Annotated in this window: 16 protein-coding genes and 1 pseudogene; 10 read left to right on the top strand and 7 right to left on the bottom strand. The window is 66.2% G+C overall.

The window, feature by feature from the left end:
- Window positions 1-4: 4 nt before the first annotated feature.
- Window positions 5-1,405 carry a pyridoxal-phosphate dependent enzyme gene (locus ACWPV3_RS09025; protein WP_453977653.1) on the bottom strand — a complete coding sequence of 467 codons (1,401 nt, stop codon included), beginning with the start codon at window positions 1,403-1,405 and terminating at the stop codon, window positions 5-7.
- Between the two features lie 105 nt (window positions 1,406-1,510).
- Between ACWPV3_RS09025 and rnr the strand changes: the two genes are divergently transcribed.
- The 4 genes and pseudogenes from rnr to ACWPV3_RS09005 all read left to right on the top strand — a co-directional run bounded on the left by rnr (window position 1,511) and on the right by ACWPV3_RS09005 (window position 5,975).
- Entirely contained in the window at window positions 1,511-3,826 is a 2,316-nt protein-coding gene (gene rnr / locus ACWPV3_RS09020) for a ribonuclease R (RefSeq protein ID WP_453977652.1), read from the top strand.
- The gene (locus tag ACWPV3_RS09015) at window positions 3,823-4,563 is read left to right on the top strand and encodes an NUDIX hydrolase (protein WP_453977651.1); all 741 of its coding nucleotides are present in this window, start codon (window positions 3,823-3,825) and stop codon (window positions 4,561-4,563) included. The genes rnr and ACWPV3_RS09015 overlap by 4 nt, the downstream gene beginning before the upstream one ends.
- A gap of 4 nt (window positions 4,564-4,567) precedes the next feature.
- On the top strand, window positions 4,568-4,981 hold the full coding sequence (locus ACWPV3_RS09010) for a DUF5990 family protein (RefSeq protein WP_453977650.1): 414 nt from the start codon (window positions 4,568-4,570) through the stop codon (window positions 4,979-4,981).
- Window positions 4,982-5,218: 237 nt separating this feature from the next.
- A pseudogene (locus tag ACWPV3_RS09005) lies at window positions 5,219-5,975 on the top strand (IS5 family transposase).
- Here the strand turns inward: ACWPV3_RS09005 and ACWPV3_RS09000 are convergent.
- From ACWPV3_RS09000 to ACWPV3_RS08990, 3 genes are all read right to left on the bottom strand, one after another.
- Complete coding sequence (locus ACWPV3_RS09000) at window positions 5,863-6,171, bottom strand: Arm DNA-binding domain-containing protein (RefSeq protein WP_453977649.1); 309 nt, start codon at window positions 6,169-6,171, stop codon at window positions 5,863-5,865. The pseudogene ACWPV3_RS09005 and the gene ACWPV3_RS09000 overlap by 113 nt on opposite strands.
- A gap of 741 nt (window positions 6,172-6,912) precedes the next feature.
- Window positions 6,913-7,383, bottom strand: coding sequence for a DUF305 domain-containing protein (locus ACWPV3_RS08995; protein ID WP_453977648.1), 471 nt, complete (start codon window positions 7,381-7,383; stop codon window positions 6,913-6,915).
- 58 nt (window positions 7,384-7,441) lie between these two features.
- Entirely contained in the window at window positions 7,442-7,717 is a 276-nt protein-coding gene (locus tag ACWPV3_RS08990) for a metal-sensitive transcriptional regulator (RefSeq protein WP_453977647.1), read from the bottom strand.
- Between the two features lie 102 nt (window positions 7,718-7,819).
- Between ACWPV3_RS08990 and ACWPV3_RS08985 the strand changes: the two genes are divergently transcribed.
- The 6 genes from ACWPV3_RS08985 (at window position 7,820) to ACWPV3_RS08960 (ending at window position 12,805) form a co-directional block, all read left to right on the top strand.
- Complete coding sequence (locus tag ACWPV3_RS08985) at window positions 7,820-10,174, top strand: heavy metal translocating P-type ATPase (protein WP_453977646.1); 2,355 nt, start codon at window positions 7,820-7,822, stop codon at window positions 10,172-10,174.
- Between the two features lie 147 nt (window positions 10,175-10,321).
- Complete coding sequence (locus ACWPV3_RS08980) at window positions 10,322-10,816, top strand: DUF305 domain-containing protein (RefSeq protein WP_244093364.1); 495 nt, start codon at window positions 10,322-10,324, stop codon at window positions 10,814-10,816.
- 117 nt (window positions 10,817-10,933) lie between these two features.
- On the top strand, window positions 10,934-11,296 hold the full coding sequence (gene copC / locus ACWPV3_RS08975) for a copper homeostasis periplasmic binding protein CopC (RefSeq protein WP_066628235.1): 363 nt from the start codon (window positions 10,934-10,936) through the stop codon (window positions 11,294-11,296).
- Between the two features lie 4 nt (window positions 11,297-11,300).
- A complete protein-coding gene (gene copD, locus ACWPV3_RS08970; protein ID WP_453977645.1) occupies window positions 11,301-12,215 on the top strand; it encodes a copper homeostasis membrane protein CopD in 915 nt (304 codons plus the stop codon).
- A 62-nt stretch (window positions 12,216-12,277) separates the two neighbouring features.
- The gene (locus ACWPV3_RS08965; protein ID WP_453977644.1) at window positions 12,278-12,610 is read left to right on the top strand and encodes a hypothetical protein; all 333 of its coding nucleotides are present in this window, start codon (window positions 12,278-12,280) and stop codon (window positions 12,608-12,610) included.
- Window positions 12,611-12,658: 48 nt separating this feature from the next.
- Entirely contained in the window at window positions 12,659-12,805 is a 147-nt protein-coding gene (locus ACWPV3_RS08960; protein ID WP_313633041.1) for a hypothetical protein, read from the top strand.
- Between the two features lie 98 nt (window positions 12,806-12,903).
- Here ACWPV3_RS08960 and ACWPV3_RS08955 read toward each other — a convergent pair whose 3' ends face one another.
- The 3 genes from ACWPV3_RS08955 to ACWPV3_RS08945 are packed head-to-tail and all read right to left on the bottom strand — an operon-like array spanning window position 12,904 to window position 15,072.
- A complete protein-coding gene (locus tag ACWPV3_RS08955) occupies window positions 12,904-13,395 on the bottom strand; it encodes a nuclear transport factor 2 family protein (RefSeq protein ID WP_313633042.1) in 492 nt (163 codons plus the stop codon).
- A 49-nt stretch (window positions 13,396-13,444) separates the two neighbouring features.
- Entirely contained in the window at window positions 13,445-13,921 is a 477-nt protein-coding gene (locus ACWPV3_RS08950; RefSeq protein ID WP_312571641.1) for a DUF411 domain-containing protein, read from the bottom strand.
- On the bottom strand, window positions 13,918-15,072 hold the full coding sequence (locus ACWPV3_RS08945; RefSeq protein WP_453977643.1) for an acyltransferase family protein: 1,155 nt from the start codon (window positions 15,070-15,072) through the stop codon (window positions 13,918-13,920). The genes ACWPV3_RS08950 and ACWPV3_RS08945 overlap by 4 nt, the downstream gene beginning before the upstream one ends.
- Window positions 15,073-15,168 lie beyond the last annotated feature (96 nt).

Genomic DNA, 15,168 nt, shown 5'->3' with positions numbered 1-15,168 from the left:
GACCTTACCGGTTCAGGCTCAGGTGGTTGATCAGGTCGGTGCGGGTGATCAGGCCGACGAAGGTTTCGCCGTCCAGCACGATGGCCACGCGGTCGCGGTCGAAGACGGGGATCAGGGCGTCCAGCGGCTCCTTGACCTGAACCGTGTCGAGATCGCGCGTCATGGCCGAGGACACCGGCTTGGCGAACCGTTCCTTGCGCGTGATCTCGTCGGTGTTCATCACCTGGATCAGGTCGCTTTCGTCCAGGATGCCGACCAGGCGGCCGTCCTCGATGATCGGCAGTTGGGACACATCGGCGCCCTTCATCCGCTTGAAGGCCGTGTCCAGCGTGTCGCCGGGGCCGGCGACGATCACGTCGCCCTTCTCGTATTTGCGGTTGATCAGGTCCGACAGGTCGCCGTGGATTTCGCGCTCGCCCAGCCCCTGATCGGCCAGCCAGGCGTCGTTATAGACCTTCGACAGATATTTGGCGCCGGTGTCGCAGACGAAGGTGACGCAGGTCTTGGCCTCCGTCTGTTCGCGGCACCAACGGAGGGCCGTCGCGATCAGCGTGCCGGACGACGAACCCGCCAGTATGCCTTCCTTCAGCAACAGCTCGCGCGCCGTGGCGATGGCCTCGGCGTCGGGGATCGAATAGGCCCTGTCGATCAGGCTCATGTCCGCCGTGTCGGGCACGAAGTTCTGGCCGATGCCCTCGACCGTATAGCCGCCCTCCGGCCCCGGCACGCCGTCGTTGACGATGCCCGCCAGGGTCGAGCCGACCGGATCGGCCAGGATGATTTCGGCCTTCGATCCCACGCTCTTCAGATAGCGGGCGACGCCGGTGATGGTGCCGCCCGAGCCGATGCCGGCGACAAAGGCGTCGATGTCGCCGCCCGTCTGTTCCCAGATTTCCGGCCCCGTCGTCTTCACATGGGCCTCGGCGTTCGACTGGTTGGCGAACTGATTGACGTAATAGGCCCCGGGAATGGCCTGGGCCAGGCGCTCGGCCATGTCGGTGTAATATTCCGGGTGGCCGTGCGGCACGTCCGAACGGGTCAGGCGGACATCGGCGCCCATGGCCCTGAGATGCTGGATTTTTTCCTTGGACATCTTGTCCGGGATGACCAAAAGCACCTTATAATCTCGCGCCCGGCCCACCAGCGTCAGGGCCAGGCCCGTGTTGCCGGCCGTCGCCTCGACGATGGTGCCGCCCTCCTTCAGCCAGCCCTCCCGCTCAGCCGCGTCCAGCATCTCCACCGCGATCCGGTCCTTGATCGAGCCGCCGGGGTTCTGGGACTCCAGCTTGAGCAGCAGGCGGCACGGGCCGGTGTCGATCTTCGTCACCTCCACCATCGGCGTCTTGCCGATCAGATCCAGCGGCGACGAGACAGTCGCGCTCAGGGCGGGGGCGTTGAGGGACATCGAAAACTCCATTCGGGATCGGCGAAAGCTGAAGCCCCACATTCACCCGGTCAAATCACGCAAGATTTGACCCAAACGCGCGGTTCCGCGCTACGTAAAGACCTAATGACCAAATCACCCAAGAGACCGCCCGCCGGTCTCCCCGACAAAGACACCCTCGTCGCCTTCTTGCGCGAAGCCGGATCGGCCGAGAAGACCGATATCGCCCGCCATTTCGGGCTGAAGGGCGGCGACCGCCGGGCCCTTCGCGAAATGATCCGCGAACTGGAGGCCGAGGGCCGACTGGGCAAGCGCGGCCGCAAGGGCTTCACCGAAGCCGGCGCCCTGCCCCCCGTGGGCGTCGCCGATGTCGTCGAACGCGACGTCGACGGCGAATATTATGTGCGTCTGGTCGAGGCCGGCGACGACGCCCCGCGCGCCCTGCTGATGCCCGACCGCGGACGCTCCGGCCCCGCTCCGGGTCTTGGCGACCGCCTGCTGGTGAAATTCTTCCGCACCGACGACGGCTGGGAGGCGCGGCTGATCAAGAAGCTGGACGTGGGGACCAACCGCGTCCTGGGCGTCATCCGCAAATCGGCGCGCGAGACCCGCGTCGAGCCGGTCGACCGTCGCTCCAAGGACGTGCTGCTGGTGCCCCAGGCCCAGTCCGGGACCTTACGCGACGGCGATCTGGTGCTGGCCGCCGTCGAAAAAGGCGACCACCGCTATGGTCCCAAGCGCGGCAAGATTCTGGAGTATATCGGCAAGGAGGACGATCCCCGCGCCGCCTCCCTGATCGCCATTCATGCCCACGGCGTCCCGACCGGCTTCTCCGAGGCGGTGGAGCGTGAGGCCGAGGATCAGGAACTGCCGACGCTGAAGGGCCGAGAGGACCTGCGCGAGGTTCCCTTCATCACCATCGACCCCGCCGATGCGCGCGACCACGACGACGCCGTCTATGCCGCCCGCGACGAAGACCCCAAGAACCCCGGCGGCTGGATCGTCTGGGTCGCCATCGCCGATGTCGCCGCCTATGTCCGGCCCGGCTCGCAGTTGGACCGCGAGGCGCGCGACAAGGGCAATTCGACCTATTTCCCCGACCGCGTCGAGCCGATGCTGCCGGAGGTGCTGTCGAACGGTCTGTGCAGCCTGAAGGAGGGCGAGAACCGCGCCTGCCTGGCCGTGCGGATGGTCTTCGACAAGGAGGGCCGCAAGACCGGCCACAGGTTCGTGCGCGGTTTGATGCGGTCCCACGCCAAGCTCAGCTACGAACAGGCGCAGGCGGCCATAGACGGGGAACCGGACGACGCGACCGGCCCGATCATGGAGGCCATCCTCTATCCGCTGTGGAACGCCTATCACGCCATGCTGAAAGGCCGGCTGAAACGCAGCCCGCTGCAGATCGAATCGGCCGAACGCCGCATCCGCATGGCCCCGGATGGGGGCATCGCCTCCATCGAGAAGCGCGCGTCGCTGGAGGCGCACCGGCTGATCGAAGAGATGATGATCCAGGCCAACGTCTGCGCCGCCGAGACGCTGGAGCAGAAGAAGACGCCGCTGATCTACCGCATCCACGACGCGCCCAGTCAGGAGAAGTTCTTCAACCTGGCCGACTTCCTGTCGACCATCGGCAAGCCGTGGAACAAGGGCGAGCCGGGCACGACCAAACGGTTCAACAAGCTGCTGGACGAGACGCGCGACACCGAACACGCCGACGTCGTCAACGAGGTCGTCCTGCGCACCCAGATGCAGGCCATCTACAGCCCTGAGAACGTCGGCCACTTCGGTCTGAACCTGGACCGCTACGCCCACTTCACCTCGCCGATCCGGCGCTATTCCGACCTGATCGTGCATCGCGGCCTGATCCGTGCGCTGGGCCTTGGCAAGGACGGGCTGACGGATCGGGAGATCGCCGAACTGCCCGCCATCGCCGAACAGGTGACGACGACCGAGCGCCGCTCCATGGCCGCCGAGCGCGACGCCATGGACCGCTACATCGCCGCCTATCTGGAGGAGCATGTCGGCGCGACCTTCAAGGGGCGCATCACCGGCGTCACCCGGTTCGGCCTGTTCATCCGACTGGAGGACACGGGCGCGGACGGCCTGGTGCCCGTCTCGACGCTCGGCAGCGAATATTTCACCCACGACGACCGCGCCCACGCCCTGGTCGGCGAGCGCACCGGCAAACGGTTCACCTTGGGCCGGATGGTCGAGGTCAAGCTGCGCGAGGCCACCCCCGTCACCGGCGGACTGGTGTTCGAAATGCTGAGCGAGCCCGAGCCCCGCGATCCCAACGCCCCGGCGCCCCGGTATGGCATCAGGGGACGGGGCGGCGACGGCCCGCCGATGCTCGGCAAGAACCGCCCCGGCGGCCCCAAGCCCCGCAACGGCGCCAAACCCTCCGGCGGCCTGAAGGGGGTGAGGAAGGGAAAGCGGAAATGACCCGAACATCCGCTCATCCCGGCGGAATGAGCGATCAACCCTTCGACGCCGCTCAGGACCTGCGTGACGCCCCGCGCGCCTCAGGAGCGCGTCAGAGGCCCAAGGACGCCGCGACCCTGATCCTGACGCGGGGCGGCGACCAGCCCGAGGTGCTGATGGGGCGCCGCGCGCCGGGGCATGTGTTCATGGCTTCGAAATGGGTGTTTCCGGGCGGGCGGATCGACCGCAGCGACTTCACCGCCGCCGCAACGGGCGATCTGTCGTCGGACGTCGCCCGGCGGCTGGAGAACGAACTGCCGGCGCGGCGCGCCCGCGCCCTGGCCCTGACGGCGGTGCGCGAAACGTTCGAGGAGACGGGGCTGATCCTGGGCCGGTCCGCGCCAAGCACATCTGTCGCCGGGCCATGGCGCGAGTATCGCCAGGCGGGCGCCCTGCCTGATCTGTCGGTCCTGTCCTACATCGCGCGCGCCATTACCCCGCCGGGACGCACGCGCCGGTTCGACGCCCGGTTCTTCATGGCGCCGGCCGAGGCGCTGCTGACGCCCCAGCCGACGGCCGGATCGGGCGAACTGGACGAGATCGCGTGGCTGCCGCTGGACCAGGCGCGAGCGCTGGACCTGCCGGCCATCACCCGGTTCGTGCTGGGAGAACTGGCCGAGCGGCTGGCCCAGCCGAACCGCCCCCTGCCCTTCGTGCGCATGGTGCATGGGCGGCATCGGGTCGATCACGGGGACTGACATCATGACCGGCGCCGAAATCACCCTGCGTCTGACCATCGCCGATCCGGTCGCGGGCGTCGCCTACAGCCTGCAGGACAGGGCGAACACGCCGGTCGGGCCGCGCATCGCCGGCGACGGTCCGATCCAGTTCGATGTCCCGATCACCCTGTCAGATGACGGGCGTCCGACGGGTCCTTTCGTGCGGCGCGAGGGACCGGTGCGGCGGTTCGTCTATATCGCCATCGGAACCTCGGCTGGCCAGCACGACAGCGCCTGGAGCCGCCGCGCTAAAATCGACATCCACGACATTTCCGCCGACCTTCTGGCCCAGGCGCGTCAGGGTCATGTCCTGGAAGTCGTCCTGCCCGGTCGCGCCAAGGACGACGGCCCGGCCTGCGCCACCGTGCGCCCGCTTCAAACCTGGCGCGCCGTCTGAGGTCTTAAGACCAATCGACATTCGATCTATAGGGGCCGAGCGAAGCGAAGAACTCGGAATCCAGGGCTACGCTCGCCCCGTTGCACGCACCCGACGTGGGATGCGCGCCCTGGGTTCCGAGTTCATCCTTCGGACGCCACGGAATGACGGCTGTAGCTCGAATGTCGATTGAGCCTAGGCTCAGGACCCATTGATCCAAGAGGCTCGATCTGATTCAGGCTCCTGAGGAGTCTGGATATGAGTGACCTGTATTGGCTGACGGACGAGCAGATGGCTCGGCTGGAACCCTTCTTCCCCAAGAGCCACGGCAGGCCCAGGGTGGATGACCGTCGGGTGTTGAGCGGGATCATCTTCGTCAATCGCAACGGCCTGCGCTGGCGGGATGCCCCGGCGGCCTATGGGCCTCACAAGACCCTCTACAATCGCTGGAAGCGATGGAGCGAGGCCGGCGTCTTCGTTCGGATGATGGAGGGTCTGTCCGGCGCTCAGGCCGAGCGTCGTACGGTCATGATCGACGCGACATACCTCAAGGCGCACCGCACGGCTTCGAGCCTGCGGGTGAAAAAGGGGGCCTCGGGCGGCTGATCGGACGCCCCAAGGGCGGCATGAACACCAAGCTTCATGCCGTGACCGATGCCAACGGACGCCCCATCAGCCTGTTCGTGACCGCTGGCCAGGTCAGCGACTACACCGGCGCCGCCGCCCTGCTGGACAGTCTTCCCCCAGCTCAGTGGCTGCTCGGTGATCGGGGCTATGATGCGGACTGGTTCAGGGACGCCTTGCAGGCCAAGGGCGTCACGCCCTGCATCCCTGGCCGCAAATCCCGGACCGACCCCATCCGTTCGACAAGCGCCGCTACAAGCGGCGAAACCGGATCGAAATCATGTTCGGCAGGCTGAAGGACTGGCGGCGCGTCGCCACGCGCTATGATCGCTGCCCGACCGTCTTCCTCTCCGCCATAGCCCTCGCCGCAACCATCCTGTTCTGGCTATGAGTCCTGACCCTAGGCTCAACCCGCCGCGTCCGTAACGCCCAAGCGTGAGCGTCTCGCGTCGGCCGTTGAAGCGATAGTCGTACCGGAAGGAGATCGCGCCACCGGGCGAAACATAGGCGTACAAGCCGTCCCTGTCGGTACTCTTGTAAGCTTTTGATTTCGGTCTAAAATTCTTGAGTGCAGCATCGGTAAGCACGGTAAAATCCCCTCACGCTGGAGCGAGCTGAAATTGGGCGCTTTCGAGCCGGTATTTCCCTTATATTTCCGCATCTTGGTTGGAAAAATACCGTCAGCAGGTCGCCACGAACCTGACGGTATGGGCCCTGGGCCGGGCGGGCAACGGCGAGCGATACCGTCAGAAGGGTCGGCATCACAAAAGCGAGACCCTCCGAAAGGCTTCGAAGGGTCTCGTCAGAATTCACATTTTAGTCAGTGGCTTATCCGCGATTTCGGAAGCGATATCGAAAGCTCCCGAAAGGCCTGAATTATTCCCACTCGATTAGACAAAGTACCCCAAGCCGCTGATCGGCTTGGGGTTTTTTCTCGCTTATCGGCCGCCGGACCGACTGAACAACCGACAGACGGGAAGTATTCTGAAAACATTCAGGAAATTCTAAGCAATAACATTTGCGTGAATTCGTCATCTTTTGCGGTCTATCGGACTTCCGGAGCACTGAGATGCAATGCAACGAGTTCGATTCGCCCTGCCACCTTGCACCATCACTTAGACGTACACTGTATCTGCCCGCACGTTCGTCGTCGAGCCTATCGGCTCGATCGTATCGCGAGAGCGACAAGTGTCGTCGGTGCCTTTCATGCCGCGCTCGAACACCGGAATGCCAACGCCGCACTTGCGTTGTGGCCCACGGCGTCCTGATTTTCGACGACGGCGGGACTGGCCGATCGGTCTTTCGCCACGAGGACGACAGATGGCGGATTACGCACATCCGTTGGTCCTCGGACGCGGTTCGCTGATCTCGCGATCAGGCGGGGGAGTCGCCGACGCTCCCTTCTGAGCGAGCCAAGCGTCGATCAGGGTGATTTCGCGCTCCTGCGCCGTGATCACTTCCTGGGCCAGGTTCCGCGCTTGGGCGTCCTTGCCTTGCGCGAGCTCCACACGAGCCATCGATACGGCTGCGACGTGGTGACCTCGCATCTGCTTCATGAAGTCGATGTCCGCGTCCCCGGTGAAGGCGGGCATCGCCTCCATCATCGTGTTCATCGAGGCCTTGTAGCCCTGGGTGGCGACGGAGTCGCCGGGCGCAGGCGCAGCCATGCCGCCCTCCATTCCGCCATGGGCGGGCGCCGCTGCGGCGGCCTCAGGCGCGGCTACGGCGGGCTCTTCGGCTTGCGGGGAACAGGCCGTAGCCAAGGCGCAGGCGGCGAGGACGAGGCTGATGCGTTTCATGACGGCTCCTTGGGATCCCGACGTTAGCGACCAGGAGGGCCCATTCGTTCCGCCAACTCTACCGTCCGGCCCGCGCCAAGAGCTCGATCAGCTCGCCGGCCTTGGCCTTGCGATCCTCGGGATCGTCGCCCGTCATGGCGCCCATGACGCAGTGGTCGAGGTGATCCCGTAGCACTTTGGTCTCCACGCGATGGAGCGCGGCTCGAACGGCCTGAAGTTGGGTCAGCAAGTCGACGCAATACCGGTCATCTTCAACCATGCGGGAGATTCCCCGCACCTGGCCTTCGATCCGGCTGAGCCTGTTGAGGACTTTGGGTTTCGTGTCGGTTTGCATGCGGCCTGTCCTCCTGAGCACCCTCATATACCCCAGACGGGTATCTTGCGATATACCCCCCATGGGTATATGTGAGTCCTTCGGTCAGCCGGAGAGAGCGACATGTCCACGCATCCTCACAATCATGCCTCGGGTCACGCCTGCTGCGGGGCGAAGGCCTCGGATAGCGCGGCTACGGTCAAGGATCCCGTCTGCGGCATGTCGGTCGATCCGACGACTACCGCTCACCGAGCCAGTCATGGCGGTCAGGACTATTTCTTCTGCTCGGCGGGTTGCCGGACCAAATTCATCGGCGATCCGATGCGTTACCTGAACCCTCGCGTGGAGGCCGAGCCGGCCGTTCCCGGCGCCATCTACACCTGCCCGATGCACCCCGAGATCCGGCAGGAAGGCCCAGGCTCCTGCCCGATCTGCGGCATGGCGCTTGAGCCGGAGACGGTCACGGCGGAAGCCCCGCCCAACCACGAGCTGATCGACTTCACCAGACGCTTTTGGGTCGGTCTGGTCCTGACCCTGCCGGTTTTCGCCCTGGAAATGGGCGGACACCTGGCCAATCTCCACATGCTCATCCCGGGCCAGATGTCGAACTGGATCCAGTTCGCTTTGGCGACCCCCGTGGTTCTCTGGTGCGGCTGGCCCTTCTTCGAGCGCGGCTGGACATCGCTGCGCACCCGTCGGCTGAATATGTTCACCCTGATCGCCATGGGGGTCGGCGTGGCATGGCTTTACAGCGTCGTGGCCGTCGTCGCGCCAACCCTGTTCCCGCCCGCCTTCCTGAAGGCCGACGGCAGCGCGCCGGTGTATTTCGAGGCGGCGGCGGTCATCACCGTGCTGGTCCTCGTCGGGCAAATCCTGGAACTGCGCGCCCGCGAACAGACGTCGGGCGCGATCCGCGCCCTACTGGACCTCACACCAAAGACCGCCCGCCGAATCCGGGCAGACGGCGTCGATGAAGACGTCTCGCTTGACCAGGTCTTCGTCGGCGACCGCCTGCGGGTCCGGCCCGGAGAGAAGATCCCGGTCGATGGCGAACTCCTGGAGGGTCGGGTCGCTGTCGATGAATCCATGGTGACCGGCGAGTCCATGCCGGTGACCAAGGACGTCGGCGACCGCGTCGTGGCCGGCGCGCTCAACAAGACCGGATCCTTCATCATGCGCGCCGACAAGGTGGGCGCTGACACCCTGCTGGCGCAGATCGTCCAGATGGTGGCCCAGGCCCAGCGCAGTCGCGCCCCGATCCAGCGGCTGGCCGATACGGTCTCCGGATTGTTCGTTCCCACCGTGATCGCGATCGCCCTGCTCGCCGCCGTCGTCTGGGGCCTGGTCGGTCCCGAACCCCGCCTGTCCTACGCCCTGGTCGCCGCCGTTTCGGTGCTCATCATCGCCTGTCCCTGTGCGTTGGGTCTGGCCACGCCGATCTCGATCATGGTCGGGGTGGGACGTGGCGCCCACGCCGGCGTCCTGATCAAGAACGCCGAGGCGCTCGAACGCTTCGAGAAAGTCGACACCCTCGTTCTGGACAAGACCGGCACCCTGACGGAGGGCCGTCCGTCGGTGACGGCAATCCTGCCCGCCCAAGGCTTTGTCGAAGCCGACATCCTGCGTCTTTCGGCCAGCCTCGAGCGAGGCAGCGAACATCCGTTGGCCGACGCGATTGTCCGGGCAGCCAAGGACCGGGACATCCCCCTTACCGAGGCCGTGGACTTCGACAGCCCGGTCGGTCGCGGCGTCCGCGGGACGATTGAGGGCCGCCAGGTCGCCTTGGGCAACACCCGTTTTCTCGGCGAGCTTTCGATCGACGTCTCCGCGCTGGAGCCGAAGGTGGAGGCCCTTCGCCACGACGGCGCCACCGCCATATTCGTGGCGATCGACGGAAAGGCGGCCGGGGTCATCGGCATCGCCGATCCCATCAAGGCCACCACGCCGGCTGCGATCCTCGCGCTGAAAGCGGCCGGTCTGCGGCTGGTGATGATGACCGGGGACAACCGGACGACGGCCGAAGCGGTCGCGCGGCGCCTCGGCATCGACGAAGTCCAGGCGGAGGTTCTGCCGCAGGAAAAGGCGTCTGTGGTTCAACAGCTTCGTTCGCAGGGTCGGATCGTCGCCATGGCGGGGGATGGCGTCAACGATGCCCCTGCCCTCGCCGCAGCCGATGTCGGCGTCGCCATGGGGGCGGGTTCGGACGTCGCCATCGAGAGCGCCGGCGTCACGCTGCTGGGCGGTGATCTGCAAGGCATCGTGCGGGCACGGCATCTGTCCCGCGCGGTGATGGGCAACATCCGCCAGAACCTCGTTTTCGCCTTCGGCTACAACGCCCTTGGCATCCCCGTGGCGGCCGGCCTGCTTTATCCCGTCTTCGGCTGGCTTCTCTCGCCTGCCCTTGCGGCGCTCGCAATGGCGCTCTCCTCGGTCAGCGTCATCGGCAATGCGCTGAGACTGCGGGCGGTGAAGCTTTAGCCAGGATAGCCAATCAACAGTCCGCCCACCCACCGAAGGGAGGAACCGGCTGTGACGGGCCGGATTGAGTTAGACGCTGACCGCAGTCTCCAAGCATTCGCAGCGGCAGGCGATGACGAACTGAAATTTCTGAAGAGGATACGGACGATGTCTCATCAACAGATGGACCACGGCGGGCAAGGCAACGCTCGTGGACTCGGCCCTTATCGGAGCCTGTACCTCGAGTTGGCGCTCGACTTCGTCATCATGTACCTGGTCATGTACACGATGATCGCCACGCTCGGTCACTTCTATCTCAACCTGAACAACGTCTACATGACCCTGATGATGGTCGCGCCGATGGCGGTCCTCATGCTCGTCTTCATGCGGTCCATGTACCCGTCGCGCAAAACGAACCTGGCCATTGGCGCGGTCGCGGCCGTAATCTTCGTCGGCAGCTTCATCGGCATGCGCACCCAGGCGTTCGTTGGCGACGACGAATTCCTGCGATCAATGATCCCGCACCATTCCGGGGCCGTGTTGATGTGCGAGCAAGCCTCCCTGACCGATCCGGAGATCATCGCCCTGTGCGACGGCATCGTGCGTGGTCAACAGGAGGAGATCGCCCAGATGCAGGCGCTCCTCGAGAAGCGTCGCCGCTGACCCCGGCGTGCGGGGGAAGGCCTCAGCCGCCGCCCGCTTCTTCTTCATGAGGGACGCGGTCGTGTGGCGCGTAGAGAAGCAGAAGGCCGGGACCGGCCAAACGTCTGGAGACTGAGTATGCGTTACTTCCACCCCGCGCCCTTCATCGCCGTCGCGGCGGTCGTGGCCTTCGCCGCCGGACCGGCGGCGGCCCACGCTCGCCTGGTCAGCGCCACCCCGGCGCCCGACTCGACCGTGGCCGCGACCCGGACGCTGACCCTGACCTTCAGCGAACGCAGCGTTCCCGCGTTTTCCGGCTTCGACGTCGTCAATGCGGCGGGGGAGAAGATCGCGATCCGCACCTCGGTCGCCGAGGACGGCAGAACCCTCACGGGCGCGCTGGCTCGCCCGCTGGCCGCCGGCGCCTACCGTGTCGACTGGCGTATCGCCTCGAGCGACGGCCACCGCATGACGGGATCCTACACCTTCACAGTGCGCTGACGCCGTGCTGGAAGTCGCGGTCATCGCGCTTCGTTGGCTTCAATACGGCGGCGGCGTCGTCCTTCTCGGCGCGCCGCTGTTCCTTCTCTACAGCTTCAGAAACGCGGACGCGCCGAACCTGGAATGGTCGCGACCGACATTGCGCCTCGCCGCGATCATCGTCGCGCTCGGCTCGCTCGCCGCCCTGGTGGCCCAGACTGCCGTCATGGCGGGGTCGCTGAGCGAAGCCGTCAAACCCGCGTCCCTGTCCTTCATGGTCACCGGCACGGCCCTGGGGATGGCGATGGTCGTGCGGGCCGCCGCCGCCTTGCTTGGGCTTGTCGCCTTGGTCGCCTTGAAACCCGGTCGCGCGCTCTGGAGCGTGACGGCCGCCTTGGGTCTGATCGTGGCCGCCAGCTTCGCATGGACGGGTCACGGCGCGGCCACCGAGGGCCCTGGCGGGCCCATCCATCTTGTCGCCAACATCGTTCACGCGGTGGCAGCGGCCTTGTGGCTGGGCGCCCTGGCGGCGTTGACGGCCCTGCTTCTGCGCCGAGCCGGTCCGGACGACCTTGCAATCCATCGCGCCCTGCATGGCTTCGCCGGCCTTGGAACGCTCGCGGTCCTGTTGCTGGTGCTGACCGGTCTCGTGAACAGCTGGTTCCTGATCGGTCCCGAGCGCGTGGCGTCGATCGCGGGCAACCTCTACGGCCAGCTTCTGGTCGCCAAGCTCGTCCTCTTCGGTTTGATGCTTGCGCTGGCGGCGAGCAACCGGTTCCGGCTGACGCCGGCACTGGGCTCTGCGGTGGAGACGGGCCAACCCTCCGTCGCCGCCATGAGCGCGCTCCGGCGCAGCCTGTTGGTCGAAACGGGTCTGGGACTCGCCCTGATCGGCGTCGTGGCGGTCATGGGAACCTTGCCGCCCCCGGCGTCTCTGTAGGCTCGATTGCGATGATCAAAATGAGATCGTCGCTCCGCCGACCGTTGAAGTATGATCAGACAATGCCGTTCCTGCATCATGACCTCGTCCGACTGACGACCGCGCTGCTAGCGGCGTTTGCCGTGCTGTTCGTGTCCACCGCTTCGATCGCCTGCGAAGCTCCGGTCGACCAGGATATGGCGTCCATGTCGATGAGCGGCGACGGCGTGCCGTGCGAGCCGAAGACCGTCAGGATCTCGTGCCATAAGGCGTGTCTGGCCATCTGCCAGGGCCTTGTCCCCCAGGGCGGTGAACCCACCCCCGCACGGGTCTATGCATCTGTCCTCTATCCCTCCCTTGATGCGCGGCATGCCGATTTCACTGCGGAGGCGGACGACCCGCCCCCACGACGCTGATCCTGTTGAAGAAGACCGAACTCATTCAATCAAACAGAGATCAAAACCATGAAACGCACTCTCACCATCGCAGCCCTGGTGCTGCTGGCTTCCGGTTCCGCCGCCTTCGCGGCCGCGCCGGACGCCGTGGCGCAGGCCCTATGCGCTTGCTGTGACGCTATCGCAGCCTGCGCGGAAGCCTGCACCTGCTGCTGATCGTTTGATCGGGGACGCCCGCCCGCGAGGGCGGGCGTCTTCTCGAGGTTCCCCACCGCAGTCGCAGGGCCGGCGACCCGCTGGTGCGGGCCTGAGCGTCAGCCGGGCGCGCGTGACGACCAGTGAATGTGGTGGATGCGCCAGCCGTCGGCATGGCGTTTGAGGACCATGGTTTCGGTCGTCAGGCGGTCTACGGCGCGGCCGTTGAATTGGCCCGTGGTGCGGCCTTCGCTGGTGATCCAGGCGATGTCCCCATCGGCCCATCCCGATCTGCGCGTCACCGTCGCTTCAGAGGCGGCGGCGAAGGCGGCGTCCGAGCCCAGGTGATGGGACTCATACTCGTGGCGCGATCGCTCCGCGCCACCCTCCTCGAAGATCATCACATCCGGCGCCATCAGGGTCAGGGCGACGGCCGTGTCGCCGGCCTTCAGGGCGACGTGAAAGGCGTCGACGGCCGCCGCCGCGTCCGCAGCTTCCGCGGCGACCGAGCCGGCGGCCTGGGCATGCCCGTGGGCGTGGTCCTGGGCGGAGACGGGGGTCGCCGAAAGCACGGCGAGCGACAGGACGAGTGCGAGAGAGGTGCGGGACATGGCGAACTCCGGATTGTGGGTGATCTGAACGGGCTGAGCGCGATCTGCGTCAGGCCGGCGGGTTGTGGCGGGCGAACACGCGGGTCGCGCCCGAGCGAAGCACCAGCAGGGTGTCGTAGGGCTCCTTGTGCCCCTGCGGCGTCTCCATGCCGGGCGAACCGAGCGGCATGCCCGGGACCGCGACGCCCACCGCTGCCGGTCTCTCGGTCAGCAGTCGAATGACGTCCGGGGCCGGCACATGACCCTCGACCAGATAACCATCGATCAGACCGGTATGACAGGAGGCGAGCGCGTCCGGCATGCCGCGGCTGCTCCGGACCGATTGAAGGCTCGGAAGGACGGTGATGGTGGTGGTGAATCCCGCCTCGCGCATGTGCGCGATCCAGGCGTCGCAACAGGCGCAGGTCGGCGTCTTGAAGACCGTGAGGTTTCTGGACGGACGGGTCTGGGCGCAGGCGGACCCGCCCATGCCGATGAAGACGGCCGCGCCCATGAGCAGACGACGGTTCAGATTGGCGGGATTCAAAAGGGTTCTCCCTGATCGCTGTGGACGGATCGCTGCGCCTCGACAGGGTCTGCGCGCTGCGGCGCCAGCCGCGCCCGCAGCCACCGTCGGCTGGGCTGCTCGACGAAGACATGGATGGCGGCCGCGGCGGCGAGCGTCAACACAAGCATGGCGGCCAGTTCAGCCAGGCCCATTCGATAGTCGGCGCCCCAGCCGCCGAACGCCTGCGCCGCGTTACGCCACACCATCAGGATGGGGATGTGGACGAGATAGAGGGCGAACGAAGCCTCGCCGGCGAACAGAAGCACGGGGTGAGACAGGAAGGTCCGGACCGGAGCCTTGGCCAACAGGGCGAGCGACAGGATGAAGGGACCGGCCGCCGCCACGATGACCCGGTCGTCGGCGCCGATCTGCATGAGCGTCAGCAGCAGGGTCGTGGCGACCAGGGCGCCCATGAGGGACATTCGCGGCGAAGGCGTCCAGCGCTGACCGAGATAGTAGAGGCCAATCCCGTAAAGGAATTCGGGAACGATCCGCAGGATCCCGAGGCTGTCCTCGGCCCGAGGCAGCATTCGGCCGAACCAGGCGCGGTAGACGGCGTCGAGGGCGACGAACAACAGCATGGCGAGGGCTATCAAGACCCACGGCCTGGCCCGCAGCCGGAGCGCGAGGGCGGCATAGGCGGGAAAGGCCAGATAGGCGAACCACTCCGCCGATAGCGACCAGGCCGGTCCGTTCCAGAGCGCCATGCTCTGGCGCGGGAACCACGCCTGGATCAGTAGCAGGGTTCCCGCGAAGTCGACGGCATTGAACCGGCCAGGCTCGAGCCCGACGCCGAACACAGGCGCGATCAGCACCAGCCCAAGCATGGCCAGGAGGATGAACAGGTGAGCCGGATAGATCCGGGCGAGGCGCGCCGCCAGGAATCGACCGTAGTTCGGGGCCCGGTCTCCCTGCAGGTAGACGTGGGTCAGGATGAAGCCCGACAGGATGAAGAAGACATCCACGCCCAGGCGCGCGCGGTTCAGCAAGCCCGCGCTCTCCGCCGGGAGCGTCCAGTAGAGCTGGAAGTGGAACAGCACGACGCCGAGGGCGAGAAAGAACCTCACGCCCGTGAGCGGATCGAGCACGTCGGGGAATGGAACCCGCGTGGGCCCTGCTCTGTCGCTCACGTCTTTTCCCCGGACGACAGGGCGCGTCCCGGTCGTTCTCTGGTATCTACGCGGGCGACGGCTCGTCCCCTCGTGAGGGGACCGGAAGGCCGGCGC

This window comes from Brevundimonas sp. Marseille-Q4549, from assembly GCF_976940555.1.
The sequence above is the reverse complement of the archived record's forward strand: the minus strand, read 5'-3'. Positions and strand labels throughout refer to the sequence as shown.

Excerpts from the sequence above, each read along its gene's own strand:
- ACWPV3_RS08960 (WP_313633041.1), top strand. The coding sequence starts at position 12,659 with ATGAAACGCACTCTCACCATCGCAGCCCTGGTGCTGCTGGCTTCCGGT.
- ACWPV3_RS09010 (WP_453977650.1), top strand. The coding sequence starts at position 4,568 with ATGACCGGCGCCGAAATCACCCTGCGTCTGACCATCGCCGATCCGGTC.
- ACWPV3_RS08955 (WP_313633042.1), bottom strand. The coding sequence starts at position 13,395 with ATGTCCCGCACCTCTCTCGCACTCGTCCTGTCGCTCGCCGTGCTTTCG.
- ACWPV3_RS08990 (WP_453977647.1), bottom strand. The coding sequence starts at position 7,717 with ATGCAAACCGACACGAAACCCAAAGTCCTCAACAGGCTCAGCCGGATC.
- rnr (WP_453977652.1), top strand. The coding sequence starts at position 1,511 with ATGACCAAATCACCCAAGAGACCGCCCGCCGGTCTCCCCGACAAAGAC.
- ACWPV3_RS09015 (WP_453977651.1), top strand. The coding sequence starts at position 3,823 with ATGACCCGAACATCCGCTCATCCCGGCGGAATGAGCGATCAACCCTTC.
- ACWPV3_RS08995 (WP_453977648.1), bottom strand. The coding sequence starts at position 7,383 with ATGAAACGCATCAGCCTCGTCCTCGCCGCCTGCGCCTTGGCTACGGCC.
- ACWPV3_RS08965 (WP_453977644.1), top strand. The coding sequence starts at position 12,278 with ATGCCGTTCCTGCATCATGACCTCGTCCGACTGACGACCGCGCTGCTA.
- ACWPV3_RS08980 (WP_244093364.1), top strand. The coding sequence starts at position 10,322 with ATGTCTCATCAACAGATGGACCACGGCGGGCAAGGCAACGCTCGTGGA.
- ACWPV3_RS09025 (WP_453977653.1), bottom strand. The coding sequence starts at position 1,405 with ATGTCCCTCAACGCCCCCGCCCTGAGCGCGACTGTCTCGTCGCCGCTG.
- copC (WP_066628235.1), top strand. The coding sequence starts at position 10,934 with ATGCGTTACTTCCACCCCGCGCCCTTCATCGCCGTCGCGGCGGTCGTG.
- ACWPV3_RS08985 (WP_453977646.1), top strand. The coding sequence starts at position 7,820 with ATGTCCACGCATCCTCACAATCATGCCTCGGGTCACGCCTGCTGCGGG.